This window comes from Chitinophaga sp. 01L420, from assembly GCF_056399985.1.
This window is the reverse complement of record NZ_JBFTSK010000003.1, coordinates 61956-83896: the sequence shown is the minus strand read 5'-3', so window position 1 is coordinate 83896 and position 21941 is coordinate 61956. Positions and strand designations below refer to the sequence as shown.

The 21941-nt window shown below is 45.9% G+C and carries 14 protein-coding genes; 6 read left to right on the top strand and 8 right to left on the bottom strand.

Going from position 1 to position 21941, the window contains the following annotated elements; all coding sequences use genetic code 11:
* Positions 1–13: 13 nt before the first annotated feature.
* The 3 genes from AC1DP6_RS04300 to AC1DP6_RS04290 are packed head-to-tail and all read left to right on the top strand — an operon-like array spanning position 14 to position 5990.
* The gene (locus AC1DP6_RS04300) at positions 14–3397 is read left to right on the top strand and encodes a TonB-dependent receptor (RefSeq protein WP_477053730.1); all 3384 of its coding nucleotides are present in this window, start codon (positions 14–16) and stop codon (positions 3395–3397) included.
* 33 nt (positions 3398–3430) lie between these two features.
* Positions 3431–4273 carry a hypothetical protein gene (locus tag AC1DP6_RS04295; RefSeq protein ID WP_477053729.1) on the top strand — a complete coding sequence of 281 codons (843 nt, stop codon included), beginning with the start codon at positions 3431–3433 and terminating at the stop codon, positions 4271–4273.
* A 10-nt stretch (positions 4274–4283) separates the two neighbouring features.
* Positions 4284–5990, top strand: a complete 1707-nt coding sequence (locus AC1DP6_RS04290; protein ID WP_477053728.1) for a hypothetical protein — start codon at positions 4284–4286, stop codon at positions 5988–5990.
* Between the two features lie 77 nt (positions 5991–6067).
* On the opposite strand, the gene AC1DP6_RS04285 is transcribed toward AC1DP6_RS04290, so the two are convergent.
* The 6 genes from AC1DP6_RS04285 to AC1DP6_RS04260 all read right to left on the bottom strand — a co-directional run bounded on the left by AC1DP6_RS04285 (position 6068) and on the right by AC1DP6_RS04260 (position 14584).
* The gene (locus AC1DP6_RS04285) at positions 6068–8530 is read right to left on the bottom strand and encodes an ABC transporter permease (protein WP_477053727.1); all 2463 of its coding nucleotides are present in this window, start codon (positions 8528–8530) and stop codon (positions 6068–6070) included.
* A 166-nt stretch (positions 8531–8696) separates the two neighbouring features.
* Positions 8697–9572 carry an endonuclease/exonuclease/phosphatase family protein gene (locus AC1DP6_RS04280; RefSeq protein WP_477053726.1) on the bottom strand — a complete coding sequence of 292 codons (876 nt, stop codon included), beginning with the start codon at positions 9570–9572 and terminating at the stop codon, positions 8697–8699.
* 23 nt (positions 9573–9595) lie between these two features.
* Positions 9596–10573: a metallophosphoesterase family protein gene (locus tag AC1DP6_RS04275; RefSeq protein ID WP_477053725.1), complete on the bottom strand. Its 978-nt coding sequence runs from the start codon at positions 10571–10573 to the stop codon at positions 9596–9598.
* Positions 10574–10592: 19 nt separating this feature from the next.
* A complete protein-coding gene (locus tag AC1DP6_RS04270) occupies positions 10593–12203 on the bottom strand; it encodes a LamG-like jellyroll fold domain-containing protein (protein ID WP_477053724.1) in 1611 nt (536 codons plus the stop codon).
* 11 nt (positions 12204–12214) lie between these two features.
* Positions 12215–13312, bottom strand: coding sequence for an alkaline phosphatase family protein (locus tag AC1DP6_RS04265; RefSeq protein ID WP_477053723.1), 1098 nt, complete (start codon positions 13310–13312; stop codon positions 12215–12217).
* Between the two features lie 45 nt (positions 13313–13357).
* Positions 13358–14584, bottom strand: a complete 1227-nt coding sequence (locus tag AC1DP6_RS04260; protein WP_477053722.1) for an NAD(P)/FAD-dependent oxidoreductase — start codon at positions 14582–14584, stop codon at positions 13358–13360.
* Positions 14585–15014: 430 nt separating this feature from the next.
* On the opposite strand from AC1DP6_RS04260, the gene AC1DP6_RS04255 reads away from it, so the two are divergent.
* From AC1DP6_RS04255 to AC1DP6_RS04245, 3 genes are all read left to right on the top strand, one after another.
* On the top strand, positions 15015–15911 hold the full coding sequence (locus tag AC1DP6_RS04255) for a DMT family transporter (protein ID WP_477053721.1): 897 nt from the start codon (positions 15015–15017) through the stop codon (positions 15909–15911).
* Positions 15912–15979: 68 nt separating this feature from the next.
* Positions 15980–16699: a helix-turn-helix transcriptional regulator gene (locus AC1DP6_RS04250; protein ID WP_477053720.1), complete on the top strand. Its 720-nt coding sequence runs from the start codon at positions 15980–15982 to the stop codon at positions 16697–16699.
* A gap of 70 nt (positions 16700–16769) precedes the next feature.
* Entirely contained in the window at positions 16770–17201 is a 432-nt protein-coding gene (locus tag AC1DP6_RS04245) for a VOC family protein (RefSeq protein ID WP_477053719.1), read from the top strand.
* On the opposite strand, the gene AC1DP6_RS04240 is transcribed toward AC1DP6_RS04245, so the two are convergent.
* Positions 17202–20411, bottom strand: coding sequence for a PAS domain S-box protein (locus tag AC1DP6_RS04240; protein ID WP_477053718.1), 3210 nt, complete (start codon positions 20409–20411; stop codon positions 17202–17204).
* Between the two features lie 83 nt (positions 20412–20494).
* On the bottom strand, positions 20495–21910 hold the full coding sequence (locus AC1DP6_RS04235; protein WP_477053717.1) for a cation diffusion facilitator family transporter: 1416 nt from the start codon (positions 21908–21910) through the stop codon (positions 20495–20497).
* Between the last annotated feature and the right edge of the window lie 31 nt (positions 21911–21941).

The window sequence follows — 21941 nt, the reverse complement described above, 5'->3', positions numbered from 1 at the left end:
AACTAATCACATCATGAAAAAAATTGTACTTGAACGGCTCCGTTCAGGCAGGGGCATCTTTTTGCTTTATATTTTGGTATTGGGTGTTTGTTCCGGCGCTTTTGCGCAAAGCCGGCTACAGACAAAAGTGACGATACAGTTTCCGCCACAATCATTGTCCGCCGCATTACAGCAGTTACAAAAGACATCGAAAATATCCATTGCATTCACCGCAACAGATGTACAGTCTTTCAAGGTTCCGTTGCTATCCTTTAACGAAACACCCGTAGCACAGATACTGCAGGCATTGCTCAAAAATACCGCGCTGCTGTACCGCGAAAGCAATGAATATATTCTCATATTGCCAGGAAATCCACCCGCACAAAAAGTGGCTACCGGTGAAATACATGGCAGGGTGGTAGATTTTGAAACCGCGCAACCACTGCCAGGCGCCACTATACAGATCGCCAACAGCACACAGGGTACCATTACCGATGAAAAAGGTTTCTATAGTCTGAAAAATATTCCTGCCGGGAAATACACCCTGTTGGTAACGTATAGTGGTTATCAGCGTAATGTCCTTTCTGATGTGACCGCAGCGGCAAATAAATCCGCCGCCTATGATGTAAAGCTGCAGGCAGGTGAAGCCCTGAAAGAAGTGGTGGTAAATGCCGGCGCTCATCGTGTACAATCTGTTACCTTTTCCAGCGACAAACAGCTGCTCACGGAAATCCGCAGCGCCAGCGCAGTGGTATCAGGGATCTCCAACGAACAGATTTCCAGGACAGCCGACAGGAATGCGGCAGAAGTAGTGAAACGTATTGCAGGTGTTACCGTTACTGATGATCGCTTTATAGTGGTACGTGGTATGAACCAGCGCTACAACATCACCTATCTCAACAACAACATTGCGCCTTCTACTGAATTGTACAGCCGGGCCTTTGCATATGATCTGTTACCTACTTCCATCATCGACCGCATCCTCGTATATAAATCACCTACAGCGGAGTTATTCGGTGACTATGCCGGCGGTGCCGTAAAAGTATTTACCAAAAATGCAAAGCCCGTACGCCACCTCGATGTCGGGCTGCAGCTATCTTACCGGGAAGGCACCACCGGCAAAGAGATGATGCACTACAATGGTGGTAAATACGATGCGCTGGGCTTTGATGACGGCACCCGCAAGCTGCCCGCCAATATGGGTAATATACGTGATGGCAGCGGCCTCGTAAACCTCAGGCCGCTGGATGAAAAAATCAGTGGCTTTAATCCGGACTTTTCCCTGCATCAGCGAAAGGCAATGCCGGACATGCAGTTGTATGTTAATTATTTCGATAACTGGAAAGCCGGCAGATGGCGGCTATATAATCTTACCTCCTTCACCTATCAACTCGACAACCGTAACTATCAATTGTACCGCCAAACAGGCGGCTCCTTTCGCCAGGATGAATCACTTTATACAGAGCATGATAAAATAGGCTATGAACAACAGGCCACGCAAATTGCCAAAACCAACCTGTTAGAAAATCTTACTTTAAAATTTAACGACCATCACTCCCTTACCTTTCAGAACTTTCTGATGAACGAAGGCAGGAACCTCACCAGTTCCTACATACGGACCGCCAACTCCTCCGTTGCTTATCAATCGCAGCAAACTAAATCAGTGCAATACAGTTTTCAGCAACGAAGTATGTATGCAGGTAATCTGAACGGCATGCATTACTTAGCGGCCGACAGCAGCTGGTATGCCAACTGGAGCCTGGGCTACACCTGGTATCTCGATAACCGTCCGGATCAACGCAGGATGAATTATTATACCACCTATCTCCCCACTGGTCATATAAATGTGGAAACAGAGCTCAAAGACTGGCGCTGGAAAGCAGCGGGCTCCAATATCGGTGATCCTGTAAACCTCATCAATGGTATGATGAGCCGCTTCTTCCAGGAAAGCCGGCAAAAAACCTATACCGGTGCTTTCGATATTGGTATTCCTATTACCAAAACATTGCAGCTGAAAACCGGCAGCTATAACCTGTTTCGCACCCGTGACGTAGCAAGACGCTATTTTAAAGTAAACCGTTACGGCGTACAGGGCAAAATATTATTTAACAGTACTGAAGTCATCAACGGTCACCCTACCAATCCGGAAGTGGTAAATCAGCAAGTAGTACAATGGCGGGAAACAGATCTGCCTCACCTGTGGAATGCCAACTACTTCCGCAATGACGGCAGCGGCCTCGAATTGTATGATGCCACTACCCCGGTAGATGCATATATAGGTAGTGAACAAAATAACAGCGGCTACCTGATGACGGACTGGCACCCTTTCAACAGCATGCTCACGGTGAATGCCGGCGTACGCGTGGAATACAACCGGCAGCAAATATCCTCCTCGGTGAATGCCGGCGGCTTCGTATTACCGGTATACGTTAATCTCGAAAAAACAAACCTGCTGCCCTCTGTAAATATTACCCTCACCCCAATGAAGAAGCTGACCATCCGTACCGGTTACGGACGTACGGTGAACCGCCCTGATTTCAAAGAGCTGAGTCCTTTTACAGATCGTGATTATACCGCCATGGAAGAAATTACCGGTAATCCTTCCCTGATATCTTCTACCATTGACAACTATGATATCAGGCTGGAATGGTATCCTACAGGCGCCACACAGAACGAGCTTTTTAATATAGGCGTATTCCATAAACATATACAACGCCCTATTGAGCGCTTCCGCATTGACAGAAACAGTTTTGACGTATACGGATATACGAGTATTATGTTTAAGAATCCGGAAAAAGCGGATGTATATGGCATAGAAGCTGAGGTCAGGAAAAGTCTGTCGTTTATTCCCGGCGGCTTTTTCCGCCGCTTATCATTAAATCTGAATGGTACCTGGATTAAAAGTGAAGTATCCAATACAGAAGACATACTCAATGGCAGTGATCAGCTGGGGACCTTCAGTGGACGACCATTGCAGGGCCAGACACCTTATGTCATCAACGCCGGTTTATATTACGAAAATGCCGGCAGTGGCACTAAAATCGGTGTCATCTATAATGTAAGCGGTACCAGCATTTACGCTGTGAGTGTGCGCAATATGAACTCCATTAAACCCGACTCCGCACTCGCTCCGGGGATATTGTCTACCAGGCCGTCAATCCTTGAATTACCCCGGCATCTGCTGGATCTGAGTATATCACAACGCTTGTATAAATCATTGCAGGCACGTTTCACGGTGCAAAATCTGCTCGATCAACCGTATAGACTCGCGGAAGATAATAACGACAATTACAAATACGAAAAAGAAGAAATGGCAACGAATGACACAGGTCACCGCTACGCTAAAAAAGGGGATAACATTTTCCTATTGTATCATACCGGGCGATTTTATAACCTGTCATTTACCTATGCCTTCTAAACAAACAGTGGTCATCTACCTAAAACAATCTGTATGAAAAAAATAATAGCGATGATACTGGCAGCTTTGCTACTCAATGCCTGCAGCAAAACATCCCTGAATAGCCCGGAAAATAAAAGCAGGATCAGCTTTCATAATGCCTCGGTTGAACTGACTACGATGTTGAGTGGTGCACAGTCAGAACAAAGGGTACTTATTTTGTGGGATAGTATTTCCCACAGTATTGAACCCGATCCGGTGTCAGGTGATGGGAGACTGCAGTTACCCTTTTTTAATAATTCCCCGGGGCCACTCGCCAACAGGAACCTTTTTTTGTATCCTAATGTGGAATACAATACCGTACTACCCTGGGTGACTTATATGAACGCGGTAGCTGGTATGCATAACACTGGCATTACTGATACCGCATTTAAACAGCTGCAACGGGCCAGCATCTCCCTGGAGCCTGATGCGTATACTTCTTTATATATTACCGATAGTGCAGGCACCTATATTATTATCAGCACGCCGGATGAGAGACAGTTGCCTGATGGAAAGATAAGGTTACGAATGGCGCATATGAGTGCTTCCAACGACACTGTATTGTTATCCCTGGGCAAAGAGAAAATGCCCGTGTTTCCGGAAGGAGTGCATTTCCGGCAGGTAACGCCATACGTGGACATTCCATTTACAGCAGCAGCCCGTTTATCGATTGGTGTTGCCGGAATAAATGATACACAAAATATGCTGCTGCGCACCTTTATAGATGCTACTCCCGGCCGCTCCTACACCATCGTGTTTAAAGGATATACACAGCCGGTATCTTACAAAGACTATACCGGTAAGGTTAGAAATTTCAGTGCGAATGCGGAACTTTTTATTGAAAGAATGAACTAAAAATACAATCATGCGGCAACAATATATTTCTTTCCGGATAATGGCGACAGCGGTATTTATCATCGCTGCCTTTTCCGGTTGTAAAAAGGTAGTCAATGACCAGAAACGTTTAAGCGAACAGCCATCACTGGTTACCGGTCATGCCACATTAGTGGGTACTGGTCTTGGTAACATACAAGACCGCTACGACTATGTATACAAAACACAGTTCCAGGTAGGTGATACCATGGTACTGGCTGGGCGGTTATTTCCGGCATCGGTAGAGATCCGGATAGGTGATGTGATCGGAAAGGTGGTATACACCAAAAAGATTTCGATTTATGGCACGCCGGAAATACCGGTGGTAGACGGAGATTTTATTAAACTGCTTATCACCAAAGAAATGGGCGCAGGCAGCAACCGGCCGGTACAGATTACGGCCAATGGTCAAACGATACTGGCGCCTGCAATTGCGATAGTGGATCTCCCTCCTTTTACCGGGCAAACAGATACGACATTAAGAGTAGATTCGCTGCTTGCTTTTGTTCAGGATGGCCTCCGCAGGTTCGACTTCTCCCATATCACGGATGGCAATGTGGGGCACTCGGGGCAGATTTGTTTTTCGAATTCCAGAGCAGCATACCTGTTACTGCCCGGGGCTACTGCGCCGCAGCAACTGGTGGCGGTCAAAACGGAATATGGTACCGGCAATGACATTTTTAAATTCAACTATCTCAAAGCCGCTGCAATAAGCTGGGATGAAAAGAGCCTGTATGTGAGTGGAGAGGTCAGCGACAACGGCCCCAATAATCCGGACCCAGACGCACGACGCTATGGGGTAGTACGATTAGTAAAAATAGATCTGCACACACATGAGATGACCACCGTGAACCGTTCATTTTTTGGTGGCTTTGGCAACAATCCCAGCAGAATATACGATGTACCAGGCCCGGGACTTATTACCGGCCCACTTTCGCAGGTAAACCTGGTGATTGATAAAATTCATCCTGATGCGTACAACAACCTGTATGTAGAAAATACTGTGTACATCACAGCTAATAACGTGGTGAGTATTGGATCAAATATATCGGTAAACGGGCAGGTAAAAACAGCGTTCAGCAATGACTCCAGGTATCCCGGTCAGTATGCTTCCACCCCTGATGGCGTCACTTTCAATCCCATTACGTTATTAGGCTTCACCGGCATCAAAGGAGATCGCATCACCAGCAACATTTCCTATTATGATTTCAGACGGGAAGAACCTTTACTGTCTTTCACCGGAAGTAATAAATCTTTCACCTACAGTTATTTCGATAGCAGCGTTATCACCGGATATGCCCATAACAAAAAATCAGAGGCTATTAGCCTGGATTATGAAGTGGCTTTCAATGCAAGGAATACAGTGGTACTTTCTACCGGTGAAATGGTATTGTTCCACTCGGTATTGTCTCCTACCTCCTTTAACATAACAAAAAACGTAGCCTACATGTATGCCGGATGTGAGATCAATACGATCAACCACACAGCAGAACCTCCCCTTCTCTCTTCCTTACCAGCGGATATTAGCGGAGTACAGGCCAATACCACCGGGCTGGCGAAGTATGTTAATTTCTACGATGCAAAAATATTAGGGGTAGATGAAAAAAATACGATCTATTTTTTCCGCCCGGCAACAGGAGGCCCTACCACGCCGCCGCCAGGGAATACGGCCAGAATTTATAAATTGTATAAACCTTAAGTGACACCCTAATTGAAAAATCCTTTCCATATATTAAGATATATGGAAAGGATTTCCCATTTTATAATTCAGTTAATTTACTCCGCCTTCAGGCTCTCTACCGGATTCACCAGCGCGGCCTTTATAGATTGAAAACTTACTGTCACCAATGCAATCAACATCGCCGTCATTCCTGCCAGCACAAATATCCACCAGGAAATGGGGGCACTGTAAGCAAATCCCTGCAGCCATTTATGCATGCAATACCAGGCAATAGGAGATGCCAGCACGGCAGCGATGAAAACATACCGGAGAAAATCTTTGCTCAGTAAAGCGGCTATATTGCTTACGCTGGCACCCATTACTTTCCGGATACCGATTTCTTTGGTACGCTGACGGGCAGTAAATGCAGCCAGTCCGAATAATCCCAGACAGGAAATAATAATGGCAATGGCCATAGCAGTATTCATCAGCCCTTCCATCTGCCTTTCTTTTTCATAAAATTTGCTGATCGTATCATCAAAAAAACGATAGTCAAATTTCTCGTTGGGATATACGCTGGCAAATGCTTTTTCAATACCAGACAATGTTTGTTTCAGTTGATCCGGCGAGGTACCAGCCAGGGATAACTTTATATTTAAAGAGCGGCAGATCTGTGTGGATGAAACAAGGAAGGTAGGCTTGATCGGATCATGCAATGACAACACGTGGAAGTCCGCTAATACGCCTACAATAGGTATAATCTTATCGTAGGGCTTATCGCTGATGCCGGACTTTACTAATTTACCGATGGCATCTTCCGGACGCTGAAATCCCAATGCCCTGGCACAGGTTTCATTGATGAGTACTTCCCGGATAGTATCCGAAGTATACAAATTTCTGCCTGCCAGCAATTTTAACTGGTAAAGCGGTACAAATTTATCGTCCGCCAGTTCCAGCTGACAATCCACTTCTGCATTGTCTTTACTCATCGATTTAAGATTGGTACCCCAATGCCCCTGGGCCACAGGTGTTCCTTCACTTAAGCTAACCATAGTCACCTGCGGCAGCGCACTTATTTTTTCTGCCAGCACACCAGGCTGCGTCTTAGGATAACTATCGTTTGTAGGGATGGTAATAATCTCGTCTTTCTTAAAACCCAGGTCTTTGTTTAACATATAGCGCATCTGGTTATTCATTACCAGTGACCCGATAATAAATATCAGGGAAACGGTAAACTGAAATACCACCAATCCTACGCGCAGCGATCCCTTTTGGTTGCCTTTCTGCCCGGTAGCCCCTTTCAGGCTTAATGCCGGATGGAAAGATGACAGCACCTTTGCAGGATACAAACCAGATAGCAAGGTGGTTACCAGGGTAATCAGCAATAAGAATAGGATGGTAGGCCAGCTGAACAAATGCAGCTCAACCCCATTGGGCATGAAAGCGCTGAATAATGTCAGCAAGGGTTTCACCGCAAACAACGAGAAAATCACCGCGATGCTCGTCAGGATAAATGTTTCTGTCAGGAAATAGAACACCAGGCTGCGGCGATTACTGCCCAGCACTTTCCGGATACCGACTTCCTTGGATCTTGCCACAGATTGCGCAGTAGCAAGATTAATAAAATTAATGGCTGCTATGATCAATATAAAAGCCGCTATGCCCATCAAACCATACAAAGTGGGTAAATGCACCTGCCGGGTAAAATCATCTTTATAATCAGTATTAAAATGAATATCTGATAAGGGCTGCAAGCGAAGCAGTTTACTTCCTCCGGGCCCAGTTTGTATATGTTCATTCCCAAAGGTGGCCAGCTGCTTGTTTACCTGCGCGGTATCAGTACCCGCATGCAATTTCACAAATAGCTGTGTGCCGCCAAACATGCCCCATTGGTCAAAACCAAACATGTTTTTTAACGGCGTATTTTTAGCAGTGGCATAAGAAATGAAATCTGAAAATATCAGGTCACTGTTCTGCGGTAAATCCGCCACAATGCCACTCACCGTGAGTGATATGGAATCATTATAGCTCACCGTTCTCCCGATATACTGATCGGGTGACAAGTCACCAAAGTATTTAGCAGCTTTACTGGCAGTCAATACCACGGTAGATGGCTCCTGAAAAGCCGTGGCAGGTTTGCCCGCCAGCCAGGTATATGGAAATATCCGGAAGTATTCAGGATAAGTAATCACTACATCCGGCTTTCCTTCGCCACTGGGAGGTGCTTCAAACTTTTTGAGTTCTCCATTCTCACCTTTAACAGCCGCTTTAACCCGGATAGGATGTATGCCTGCCATCGACTCAATACCGGAAAACTGACCAGCGAATGCGTCAGGAGCAGGATCCGGCACAGAAGGCATTTTATGAAAGCCCTTTTCCATAGATCCCAGCTCTGCTACCACCCGATAGATATTTTCTTTACCCGGATGAAAGTTATCATAGCCCAACTCAAAGTGCACGCTGAGAAATATCACCAGACACGCACTAATCCCTAATGCAAGGCCTGCGACATTAATAATCGCATATACTCTGTTCCGGAGCAAATTTCTCCAGGCGATTTTGATATAGTTTCTGAACATAACAGCAAGGTGAGGTTAGCTGTTAAAGATCAAAAATATGCCAATCACAAGAGCGCTGATAATGTTGGAGTTATAATTTTACTTTTCGGAAGAAATGTCCGGTTATGGCAGGGGCATGTTCATAAACGGACACGGGGTGGCGGGAGCACCGCCCGAGTCCATTTGCTTATTGGGCTTTAAAAGTTTCCATGATCGGATAATGATCGGACAAAGTATCTGTTACCGCATCTTTAATGATGCGTGCACTCTTAAAGCTGGCTTTCATTTTAGCCGATAATAATACCTGATCAATTTTAATCTGATCGCTGACAGTGGTTCCCGGAAAGACTTTAGTAGGATAGCTCGCATCAAAAGGCTGATATAATAAAGAAAAGCTATCATAAAAACCATGATGCAGAAACGAACGAACTACGGCATAGTCTATTTCATGCTGCGCATTTAAATTCCGCAACACACTGTTTTTTGTTTCCGCAACGTACATGCTGTCGCGCACACCAGAAGTGGTGTAGAATAAACTATCAACAGGAGAAAAGGCATTGAAATCGCCGAGCACAATCACTTTTTCAGAGAACTTATTTTTAGTCTGCAGGGTCTGTAAAATCCCGTTGGCTTCTTCTTGTCTTTTAGCACTGCTGAAAGGAGAAAAATGCACCACAAAAAAACTGATTCCTTTTATCTCCGCATACAGGCAACCATGATGCATGCCTTCTATTTGTTTATATACATTGGTAATAGGATAGCGGGAAGATATACCCACCGGGTATCCACTCTCCTTCACAATCACCGCATAGGGATGTCCCCAGCTTTTAGCCAGTTCCGCAAAGGAGGTCTGTGTAAAATTATTCAACTCCTGGAAGGCGATCACATCTGCCTGCTGCTGTTTAGCCCAGGCTACAAAACTATTTCTCCGTGGTGTTTCACTTTCAAATCCGTTCCACACATTATAGGTGATCACGGTAAAAGGTGCTGGCTTCGCAGGTTTGAAAGAAGTGTGCAAAAAGAATAATGTACTAAATGTCAGTAAGCGTGTGATGTATTTCAATGGTCAAAAATTAAGTACTGAAATTATGATTTTCCTAATTTCCGGTCGGAAATAAAAGGAACGATAGGATAAATGTATTCATCCATATTTACCCCCAGCTTTTCCGGAGACGATCCTACAAAAACTGTTTTCCTTCCCTGAATGGTAATTGTTCCTTTGCTATCTATTTCAATCATGGCCCAGATAGGATCTTTATAAGGCACCGTATATTTTATGTAGGGATGCGCTTTATCTATCTCTGCGGAGTAACGCATTTCCTGGTGATCATCACCTAACCATTGATAGGAAGCACTGTTAATCTGTATGTAGTGAATATCATTGATACGATTGTAATAATCCTGGTGATGATGTCCGCTCAGCACAAGGATTACTTTTTGTTTGCCGGCCTTTTTGTTAGCTGTTTCCAGTGTATAACGCAATAGCGTGCCGTTTTCAAGTCCGCCGGCATCATTGTCCAATCCCTGATGGCAACATACGATTGTTGGCAGACTGGTATTATCCAGATCCTTTTTCAGCCAGGCTAATTGCACCGGAGAAATAAATCGCGCATAGCCCGGAGGCCGGGACTTACTTTCGTTATGCTCATTACCATCCAGCACAATAAAATGGAACCCATTGGCATCAAAAGAATAATATTTCGCGGGTGCTTTCCAGAATTCCACTACCTGTTCACGGGTGAATCCGCCATCGGTGTCATGATTACCTATTACATGATACCGGGGACCTTTAAAGCGATTCCAGATATCCATCAGCGGGGCATTTTCTTTTTTAGGAACACAAAGGTCTCCCATCTGAATAATGAAATCAGGTGCTTTGGTATTCATCTCCTCAATAAAAGCAGATAAACGCTGAGGAGCATCATGCATAACATCATGATGCAGGTCAGCAATCACCCCAAACCGGATCTTTGCCTTGTTGGCTGATACTTCCGGGAAACGCGCAAATACCAAAGCGCCGCTTGCGAGACTGGCTTTTGCCAGAAATTCTTTCCTGTCCATCATTATTTAATTTTAAGCCTGGTTATTTTTCTCCTTTCGTATAGTCAAAAACCGTCATCACAGCCGCATGATCTGATGGGAACATGACTGGATGATAATCGATGACACGGGATATGATTGGTTGAAGGCTACCTCCTTTATAATAAATAAAATCAATCCGGTCTCTCATGCCGTACTTCGTAGAAGAAGTGGCGGCCCTTGGTGACCAGGTTAATCCCGGATCGAGCAGCGGATCGATGTGGAGCTGCCGGTAGCTGTCCGTGAATCCCGCATTCATCATGGCTTTACTTTCCGGCCATTCAACGGCGAGGTTATAATGAATGGCGCTGGTAGCCGGCGTCCAGTCCAGGTGCGATCCAATATTAAAATCGCCGGACATGATAACAGGTACCTGTGCGGTATTTTTAAGCAGCGGTTGAATCAGCGCAAGAATGCTGGTCATCTCCGCCTGCCTGGTAGCTGATTCATCTTCTATCAACGCGGCAGCGGACTTATGCTTGTTGATCACACTGTCGCTATAATCCGGCAGATAGTGCAGCCAGGTATCAAAAAATAAGAGTTCCCGATCCGGGCTGAGTTTCAATTTTACACCTCCAAAATTAGATGGCTTATCGGAGGTAATAGTAGTGGCAATCGGAAACCTGCTCATGATGGAGAGATTGGAGCTGATGAGATAGAAATAATATCCCAGCGAATCTGCAATCACTTCTCCTGATCCATATGTTTCTATTAACCCTACAATATCTGCATTGGTGGATTTGATCGTTTCTATGAGCCGTTGCAATCCTACGTACTGCCCATATCGATGGCCGCCATGCCATATATTCCAGGATAACACTTTCAGTTGTTTTGGCTCAAGTGGTTTATTGCCTGCGGGTTCCGGGAAGTAATTTACATACAACTGGTGTACCGCTTCCGGCGTGATGACCTGGTTCCATATTTTTACGTCATCAATAAATCCATTAAAAGCATCCCACTGCGCGTTGGAAGCATATTCCCATTTTTCATCTGATCCACCCACAACAGTGGCCAGTTCACTTTCAAAACTGCCGGCACCCGGCGTATTATAAATCGCCACATTTTCGCCATCCAGGTACATCCATACCTCCCGCTTTGTGCGGTTCACGGTAAAAACAATCTGGTGCCACTTTCCATCATTAATTTTTTGTCGTTGGGCAGTAGGTTTATAATCATAGCGGTTTTTACCATCCTGTAAGATGAATGCCCAGGCACCGTTTTCCTGTGAATAGATCTGCCAGCCGGCGGTATTAAAATCGCCCGACTTTTTATTCCCCATGAGTGGTGTCCCCATTAATGCACCGGGCAATGTTTTTACCCAGATCTGAACAGAGAAGGAACTTTTTTCATTAAAGGACGGCAGTGCTGCTTTATCCAATTTTACAGGTCGTCTTAAAATGGCATTCGCTGAAAGATCCAGCGCATATCCATTTAGTCCGGCTGAAAACTGTGACTGCTGCAGATCAACGGTATATACCGCTTCTGCTGCAGGTGTGATCACTTCTTTAAAATTGTTCTTGTCAAAATCCAGGACATATACCGGCGACTGTGCCACGACAGTATTCCTACATATCGCGGCCATCATCAGTAATAACCACACTTTTCTATTTTTCATACAATATGCTTTTAATGCCCGGTGACACCAGGTATCGCTTCTCCTATCGGATGCTGCTGACTGGTAAAATTAAAGCCCAGCAAGTCCGCCAGTGTTTTCGCAAACTGATCCTGGTAAATTTGTTGTGATGCTTTTACTTCGCCGAGTACAGGTGTATCCGGTCCCATCACCAGCAACCAGGTATCATTCGCATGTGGAATAGAGGAGCCGTGGCTGGTCCATTGATGGTCATCTCCACGGCCATGATCCGGCACGATAATGAAAGTCGTATTATTTTTGTAGAAGCCATCCTGTTGTAACCGCTCCCAGAGATGTCCGATCATCGCATCAATGTTATGAATAGCTTCCAGGTAAGCGTCATACTTTCCTTCGTGTCCATATTCATCCGTATCTGCCAGATCCAGGTATACTACTCTGGGGTGATGTGCTAAAATATACGCCTGTGCTAACGCATAGGTATTGGCATCCAGGCGTTCTCCGTCTCCCCATATCTTAGGAGCGTAGTGTTGTGTTTCAGTAGCCAGTTGCTCGGCCTCAGACAGGTTACTTCCCTGCAGATTATCAAAGGGAATATTCACCAGCATACCATTCCTGTTTCTATTCACAATCCTGCCCACTGCATCCCAGGAAGCGAAAGTGACTACCTTGCCATTGAATCCTTTTTGTTTGTTAATAAACTCCAACACATTTTCATTGGGATTATCAGGATGGTCATTTGTAGTAATCGCCGGATCCGCGTACCCAGTAATACTTTCCGACCGGCCCGGATAAGAAATCCATGCTTTGTTACGTACGTTCACATTGTTGCCAAGATCCCTGTTACCGTATAACTGACCATGTTGCTCCATATAGTTCCATACAAAAGGCATCAGCATTCTTCTTCTTTCTTTGATATCTTCTGCCCAATAACGTTTGAGATTATCTGCGGCGCTGGCGGAATTATATTTTTTATTGGTGAGCAATGCCTGCTCGGCGCCTCTGAACAGTTCTTTCCAACGGTAGCCATCCACCGAAATATAAATGATGTTTTTAGTACGGGTCTTTTGCTGCGCAACAGCGGTGATCCCCATCAGCAGCGCTAACAGGGATAGTAATGATTTCATTTTCATTGTTCAGTATTTAAATAAATATATCTTTCAGGATCTGTCTTTATCTCAACCGCTTTTCTTCAGCGATCTTGCCATGGCGCATCTTTCCAGCCACTCCGGACTAAAAGGATCTACGGCACCAAAACGGTTTATGTCAAAGCTGCTGAAATCATATGGATTGGGATGGCCTGCAGCCATTTCTGCAAATGCCCGTCCTACGCCGCCGGAAACGGCGATGCCGGCGCCTACGCATCCGGTTGCCAGTAACAGGTTATCCACATTTTCTGGTTTCCCCATGCTCAGGTTATTATCCGGCGTATATCCGGAAAATCCTGCTACATAATGTTGGAGTCCTGTTTCATAAATGCCGGGGAAAAACCTGGCCAATCTTTCTATTACTTCCATCAGGTCGTGCATGCCTTTGTCCGGACTGAAAGGGAAACCGTGAATGTCGGCAGGTATTTCTTCCGGTGAAACACTAAATGATTTCTTCTCCCTGACACCAAACAACAGGGACTCCCCTTCCGGCCGTGCATACGCCTGTGCATCCGGCAGCAACACAATAGGTGATCCTGGCGGAAAAAACGGTTTCTTTTCTGTAATCCAGTATTGACTTCTCACCGGCGCCATTGGCAAACCTATGCCCGCCTGCGCCGCAAAAACCGGCGCCCAGGCACCTGCTGCCACCACCACCATATCTGCCGTGATGATGCCTTCGTTGGTGCGCACACCTGCAGCTACCTTTCCTTCCATCAACAATGTATCTACCGTTATGCCCTGCCTGAATATGGCCCCCTGTATTTTTGCACAGCGGGCATAAAAAGTACCCAGCAGGTAAGGATCACAATAAGCTTCTCCAGGGATATACCCAATTTTTACTGCCTCGGCGGTGTTCAGCCATGGTGCCCGCTTCCGTGCATCTTCCTGCGAAATATGCATGGCAGGCTCATTAAATTCAGCAGCAACAGCCATCAAAGCAGCCAGGTCATTTACACTGCTTTCTTCTGCCGCCACATGCAGCACACCCACCGTTTTTACATCCATACTTTCCTGTAGCTGCTTTTCCATAGCGGCTATTGCGTCGTACGTTTCCAGGGACAGTGGTATAAAGGCTTTCCGGGGGCGGATCCTTGTCATTAAGGCAGCAGCACGACTGGTAGCAGCATTACACAATTCGTTACGTTCCAGCACTATGATTTTTTTCCCGGGGTTATTGCGGGTGTAATAATAAGCGATGGCGCAACCAAATATGCCGCCGCCTATTACTACTACATCTGCCTTTTCAGCTTTCATGTCAATACTTTTACGGTTGGAAGATTAGTATATATTACAGGCAAAGCGTCATCAACAGCAACGTTTTTTATAAAACACTCCTGCTGCTGACGCACAAATAATTTTTCAAAACGTATATTAATGTCGACAGATAAATTCATTGTTCACTGTACTTCTGCTGAGTAATATTAAAATAAAAAACTCAGATTTTGTTTATTTATACTAAACTTTTTAAAAAATTAAGCAGAAGATAAGAAGAGCGGGCGAAAAGATACCTGGAATAATTATATTGCCATATACATCACCTCATATTATATATACCGGTTATTCAAATAAGACAAGGTTCATCTTTTCTTGACTACGATGCTGAAAAGTAAGTTAACCCCTATTAAACTATTCGATTACCATTGAAGTTCAGAAAAACGGGTATCTTGTACACACGAATAAGGCTATGGGAAAAATCGTTCTAACAGACCGTACAAAGGGTTTAATCAGTATTGTTGTGGTGATGCTCATATGGGGCAGTTCTTTTTCCATCACCAAAACCGTGGTCATGGAGGTACGTCCTTTTGTGTTTGCAACGCTACGTCACCTGATGGCCTGTGCGGTGTTATTACCATTTTATCTTCGTCAGCGGAGAAAAGTAAAACAGCAGCTGCCTTATAAAAAGCTGGTCTTAATGGGGCTGGCGGGCATTACCATCTACTACGGGTTCTTTAATTCTGCCATGGTGTATATTCCTGCTTCTATGGGGGCGCTGGTAGAGGGTTTGATCCCGGTAGCCATTGCCATACCGGCTGCCATTATTTTAAAAGAACATCTCGCACCGAAAAGTATTGCCGGTATTATACTCTGTGTAACCGGGGTAATACTGGTGGGCTTTGTAGGCGCGCCAAAAGGCGCTCCCCATGCGTTGCTGGGCAGTGTACTGATGTTGCTGGCAGTTTGTTGCTGGAGCGGATATACGCTTTTATCCAGGAGTATTAAGGAGACAGATACTTTATCAGCTACGGCTGTAAGTACGTTCATCGGTACTGCTTTACTATTGCCGGTGGCTGCGGTGGATGTATATTACCATGGCATGCCGGAGATATCCGGCAGGGCCTGGGCGGGTATGGCGTACCTGGCGATATTTGCCTCTGCGCTGGCTTACTTCCTGTATAACCGGGCACTGGAAAGTTTACCTGCTGCGCAGGTAGGCAACTTCCTGAATTTAAATCCGGTGATCGGCGCGGTGATTGCCATGATATTTTTGAAGGACACATTTACCGGCTGGCAAATAGCGGGCGGCGTGCTGGTACTGGCGGGCATCTGGCTCAGCTCTAAACGGGTCAGCAATAAACAATGACACCACGGTACTAACCCGTGCCTTTTTTGTTTAAATTTATGCAGCGGCCACCTATATGCTGTAGCATCATGAACGATATTGATAATGATACCAAACGACTTTCCCGTTTAACGGCCATCCTGACCCAGCTGCAAACCAAACGGTTGATTACGGCTACAGAACTGGCTGCAAAGTTTGGTGTCAGCGTACGTACCATTTACCGAGATATCAAAGCACTGGAGAAATCAGGCGTACCTGTTTTAACGGAAGAAGGAAAAGGATACACCATCATGGAAGGCTACCATCTGCCACCAGTGATGTTTTCCGAAAGCGAAGCCAACGCACTGATCACCGCCGAACAACTAGTGCTGACGAATAAAGACGCATCCCTGGTAAAAGAATACAGGAATGCTATCAGCAAGATAAGATCCGTATTACGACACAGCACCAAAGACAAAGCAGACCTGCTCTCCAACCGGGTGTTGTTCAGCCAGAATTCTGATGATATCAGAACCAGCAATAACTTATCTGTACTACAGTTAGCCCTTACCAATTTTAATCTCATCACCATAGAATATCTCTCCGGAGACACGCAACAGGTAACGAAAAGAACGGTAGAGCCATTCGCGTTACTAAGTACCCAGGGCAACTGGTTACTGGTAGCCTGGTGCCGTTTGCGAAAAGATTACCGCAATTTTCGTTTGGACCGGATGTTGCAGGTACATACCCATGCGGAGCACTTTGAGCCGCATAAATTAACCCTGATGGAGTATTTTGCCCTTTCTCAAAAAAAAGTTTCACACCCCTGACATAGAGCTGTCACAAGGCCGGAATACTTTTGTATCAAGCAATAAATTTTAACCTTAAAAAAACAGCAACATGGCACATCCAAACACTTTACGCGGCATTGCAACGATTAGTCTTTTCGCCGCTGATCATGAAGCAGCAAAGAAATGGTATAGCGAGCTGTTAGGCATCGCCCCTTATTTTGAATTACCCGGATATGCAGAATTCCGCATTGGTGATTATGAACATGAGTTGGGATTGATTGATAGCAGCTATGCGCCTAAAGGAGCTACCATCGGTGGTCCTGGCGGTGCCATCGTATACTGGCATGTGGAAGATGTAGCTGGTACCCTGGCTAAACTGTTGTCTATGGGCGCCACCGAACTGGAAGGTATTACTGAACGCGGCCATGACTTTGTAACCGCCTCTGTAGTAGATCCATTTGGTAATATACTGGGTGTGATGTTTAACCCGCATTACCTGGATATCCTGGCTGCACGTACTAAAGCGCAAGCGGAGAAATAACTACTCTGCCGTTTGTTCATAGGGAAGTATTACTTTAAACACTGCGCCTTCATCCAGCACTGCAATGGCATCAATACTGCCATGATGATTCATCACAATTTTCTTACACAGTGCCAGACCAATACCGGTACCTGAGTAATCATCCTTGCTATGCAGGCGCTGAAATATTTTAAAGATTTTTTCCGCATGCTCCTGCTTGAATCCGATACCGTTGTCTTTAAACGTAACCAGGCAGTATCGTTTCCCGGCCACCAGTTCGGGGTATGCGGAAATTTCCGTTTCGTTTGCCGGCGCGACGTTGACAGTAATATGCGGCGGTACCCCTGCCCTGCTAAACTTCAGTGAGTTGCTCACCAGATTGGAAAACAACTGATTCAGCTGCACTGAAATCCCTTCTATGACCGGTAGCGGATCATGGGTAATCACAGCAGCCTTTTCTTCTATCAGCAATTCAAAATCAGTGCGGATATTATCAAATACTTTTTCCAGGTCTACCGCTTCAAAAAGTTCCCTGGAGGCAGAGAGTTTTGAGAAATTCAATACATCGTGAATCAGCCGCGCCATACGTGCTGCAGACACTTCTATCTTATCGATCAGTCTTTTTGAATGTTGATCAGGATCGGAAATCATGCCCGCAAAAGTGCGCACTTTACGTAACGGCTCCTGCAAATCATGTGAGGCGATATAAGCAAATTGTTCCAGCTCCTGGTTAGTCTGACGCAATTGATGATTGGCCGTTGCCAGCTCATGTGTACGCGCTGCCACCTGTCGTTCCAGCTGCTGCGAAAACTCCATCATGGTTTGTTCTGCATCACGGAACCCCTGGATGTTGACGGCAGTACCAATAAAGCCCAGGAATACCTGCTTTTCTATTTTGGGCACGCCCTTGAACAAAAACCAATTGTATTTCCCGGTAGCCCCTTCGCGGATTCTGCATTCCACACTGAACGGTTCGGGATGCTTTTTCTGTTGCTCATAAATAGCGGCCACAGTAGGGATGTCGTCCGGATGCGTCACTTCGTTCCAGATATTTGATAAGCGCAGTTGCTGAATATCGACACCTACATATTTCAGCAATTCCTTATTGGCATATTGCATATAGGCGTCCGTGTTAGTGATCCACACGAACATAGGTGCTTCTTCTGTCAGCTGACGAAACAGGACTTCACTTTCCCGGATAGTTTCCTGTGCCTGTTTCATGGCGTGGATATCTGTGGCAGTGCCAAACCACTGCACCACGTCTCCGTTAATATTTCTTTCTGCAATTGCCCTGCTGAGGTGCCAGCGGTAATCTCCGTTCTTCATGAGTACCCGATGCTCCATAGAGTAGGGAGCAACGCCTTCTACCGCATGACGCCAGGCAATGGCGGTTGCTTCCTGGTCGTCCGGATGCAGCAACATTTCCCATTGATAGCCATTTTCTGTAGCAGAGATCAGTTTGTATTCCTTCAATCTTGAATTGTAATAAATCACCTTACCATCCGTATCGGCTATCCATACCAGTTGTGKCATGGCATCTGCCAGCAGTTTAAAGCGTTTGTTACTTTCTTCCAGGGCATCTACGCGTTGCTTCTGATCCGTAATATCGAGTGCGGCACCGAGCAGGCGTACCGGTTTCCCATCTTCAAAATATACCCTGCCTTTTACCCGTACCCAGTGAATACGTTTATCCCGATGGATCACCCTCACCTCGTACAACAACTCACCGGATTTCATAGCCGCTTCATAGGCGGCCATCCGGATGGGCAGGTCTTCCCAATACACGGAATAAATGTAATCATCGTATGTGGAATCTTCCACCACACCAAATATTTCATTCATCCGGGGAGAACCAATAATGGTATTGGTTTTCAGGTTCACATCATAGCTACCCAGCTCAGATACCTCCATCGCCAGGCGGGATCGTTCTTCCGCATCTTCTATTTTAAGGCGCGGTTCGGTCAGATTACTTACATCATACGCCACAGCAATAATGCCTATGACACTGCCATCGGCGCCACGCAGCGGTTCCCATACGAAGTTGAGATAGAACCGTTGTAAGCCGCCATGCCGCGGTAAATACACCACCCGTTCGGTGGCGATATAATGTTCTCCGCTCTCAAATACATTTTGCAGCAACCCTTCCAGGCCCTGGTTACGAATTTCCGGCAAACCCTCAAATATGGGCTTTCCCAGTACTTCTTCCGGCGTTTTACCCCAGAGTTCAATCATGTGCCTGTTCGCAATTTCCACGATGAAGCTGGGCCCTTTAAAGACGCACATGGCCACTGGCGCATTTAATACCAGCATGCGGAAATTGCTTTCACTTTCCGTCAACGCCTGTTGTGCAATCACTTCTTTGGTAATATCCTGTAGCGTGCCATTAAAACGAAACGCTTCTCCGTTGTCATGAAAAAAAGCTTTCCCCATCGCCCGCACAATTCTGGGCTTTTGCGTCTGCGGATGTATGATATGATAGGTGATATCGTAATCTCCGCCGGAAGCGGGATCCAAAGCATGTTGTATGGCGGCTGTAACGGTAGGTCGGTCTTCCTCCGCTATCACTGACATGGCCAGCTCCAGCGGAATTTCTACATGGCCTGGTAGTCCAAACCATTCCTTCAGACGACTGTTACCACGAAATTTATTGGTGACGGGGTCCAGGTCCCAGGCGCCCAGTCCTGCCGCATCCATGGCAAACTGTAACTGGTTTTTTGTTTCTTCAAGAGTGATCAGTTGATTTACCTTTTCGGTAGTTTCATTACAGATCACCAGCACGCCGGCGATCTCTCCGTATTCATCGCAAACGGGGCTGTAACTGTACGTCCAGTATACATCTTCCAGCTGCCCGTTCCTGTAAATAGGAATGAGCCGGTCTTCATTCCAGGTAGAACCACCACCAGATAACACCTGCTGAATCTGCGGTTCTATCAACTCCCAGATCTCTGCCCATATCTCCTGAGCCGGTTGACCCAGCGCTCCCGGATGTTTGCCGTTATTCCCCAAACTGGGCCGGTACGCGTCATTATAAAAACAGGTAAGTTCAGTTCCCCACCATAAGAACATGGGGAAACGCGAATTTAATATAATACTAAGGGTGGTACGTAAACTCTGTGGCCATGTCTCCGGATGACCAAGACAGGTATTTTCCCAGGGGTAGGTTCGGGTTAAAGCGCCCATTTCTCCTCCACCTGCCAGAAATTGCAATCCCGATTTATTTACAGTATCCATATTCCAGCTAAATGTAAATAAAAACGCTGATTTATAAACCAGCGCTACCGTAAAAGCTTTATCTGCCGCCTCTCAGCGGGGCATTACACAATAGGTTCCGGATCAATATGTACGCGGATAATATCTGTTATTTCCAGCTTTAATGCCCGCTCCAGATCATACATGACGGTATGAGTATGAGCCAGTGAAGTATGACCCGGTAAGAAGATGATCAGTGTGACCACCAATCCTTCACTTGTTAATAACACCTCATCTATTTTCACGTTGGGCCAGGCATCTAAATTCGATAATGCCTGTCTTACTTTCTCAAAGGCGTCCGCCTGACGGGTAGCCTCTCTTGGCATTTCATTTCTTGGCTCAATATGCACCGTTACTTTTACCGGTAATGGAAACTCCTGTATCAGCGCTGTTTCCAGCAACTCCGATTTGGTATGTGCTTCCTGTAAGGTGAGGTCATCTGCCACTTCCAGGTCCAGCTCTATCCTCATTTCATCACCTACCTGGTAAAGGTTGAGGTTGTGGATACGGAGGTCCAGCCTTGCAGCTACCGACCTTACCGTAATGCTGTATGGCTCATCGTTGGTATGAATAGGCTCCGCATGTACAATCACTACTGCGGTACCATTTAACTCTTCTTTGATGGCATATTCAATGGTTTCGGTGAGCTCGTGTGCTTTTTCAAATGTCAGACTTCTCAGTGTACCCACCACCGCTTCCACATAGGGTTTGTTACCCACAAAGCGGGTTCTGATGGTTACCGCACCAGGCACCACACCGGGTATCTTTTCTACCAGCTCCTGTAACCGGGGCATCAGGTCTTCCGGCACATCATCCATCAGTGAACGGATGGCTTCTGAACCAATACTCCACACCGATTTAAATGCGATGCCCACTACACCCAGTGCCGCAAATGCATCAGCACGTTCCACCAGCCACACAGGCAATGGCAGGTATTTAGCCAAAAAGATGAATAATAAACCTACCAGTACTGACACCGATCCCAGCATATCATTTCCAAAATGCTCGGCATCAGATGCGAGTGCCTGGCTTTGATAGTGGCGGGCAGCTTTTTTCAACGTTCTGACCCGCATAAAATCCACTACAATACTGATGATGATAATGGCGAATGACCAGATACTGACTTCCGGCGCACCGGGCTCCCAAAAAATTTTCACCACCGCATGATAACCGATAATCAGCGCGGTAGCGCCTAATAATGTCATCCCTGCCAATGCACCCAATGACTCCGCCCTCTCATGTCCGTAAGGATGGTTGGCATCCGGTGGAAGGGCCGCTACGCGCACGGCAACAAAGGTGACCAACGTAGATAAAAGATCCAGCAGGGAGTGTATACCTTCTGCGATCAGGCCAAGACTGCCCGTTAATATGCCAACTATAAATTTAACAACTGCGAGCCCTCCGCTGGCAATAATTGAGATAGTAGTAATCTTACTTTTGCTTTGTACGTTACCTGCTTCCGGTACTACTATATTTGCCATAGTGCTGATTAAAAAAACGAATGTATGTATC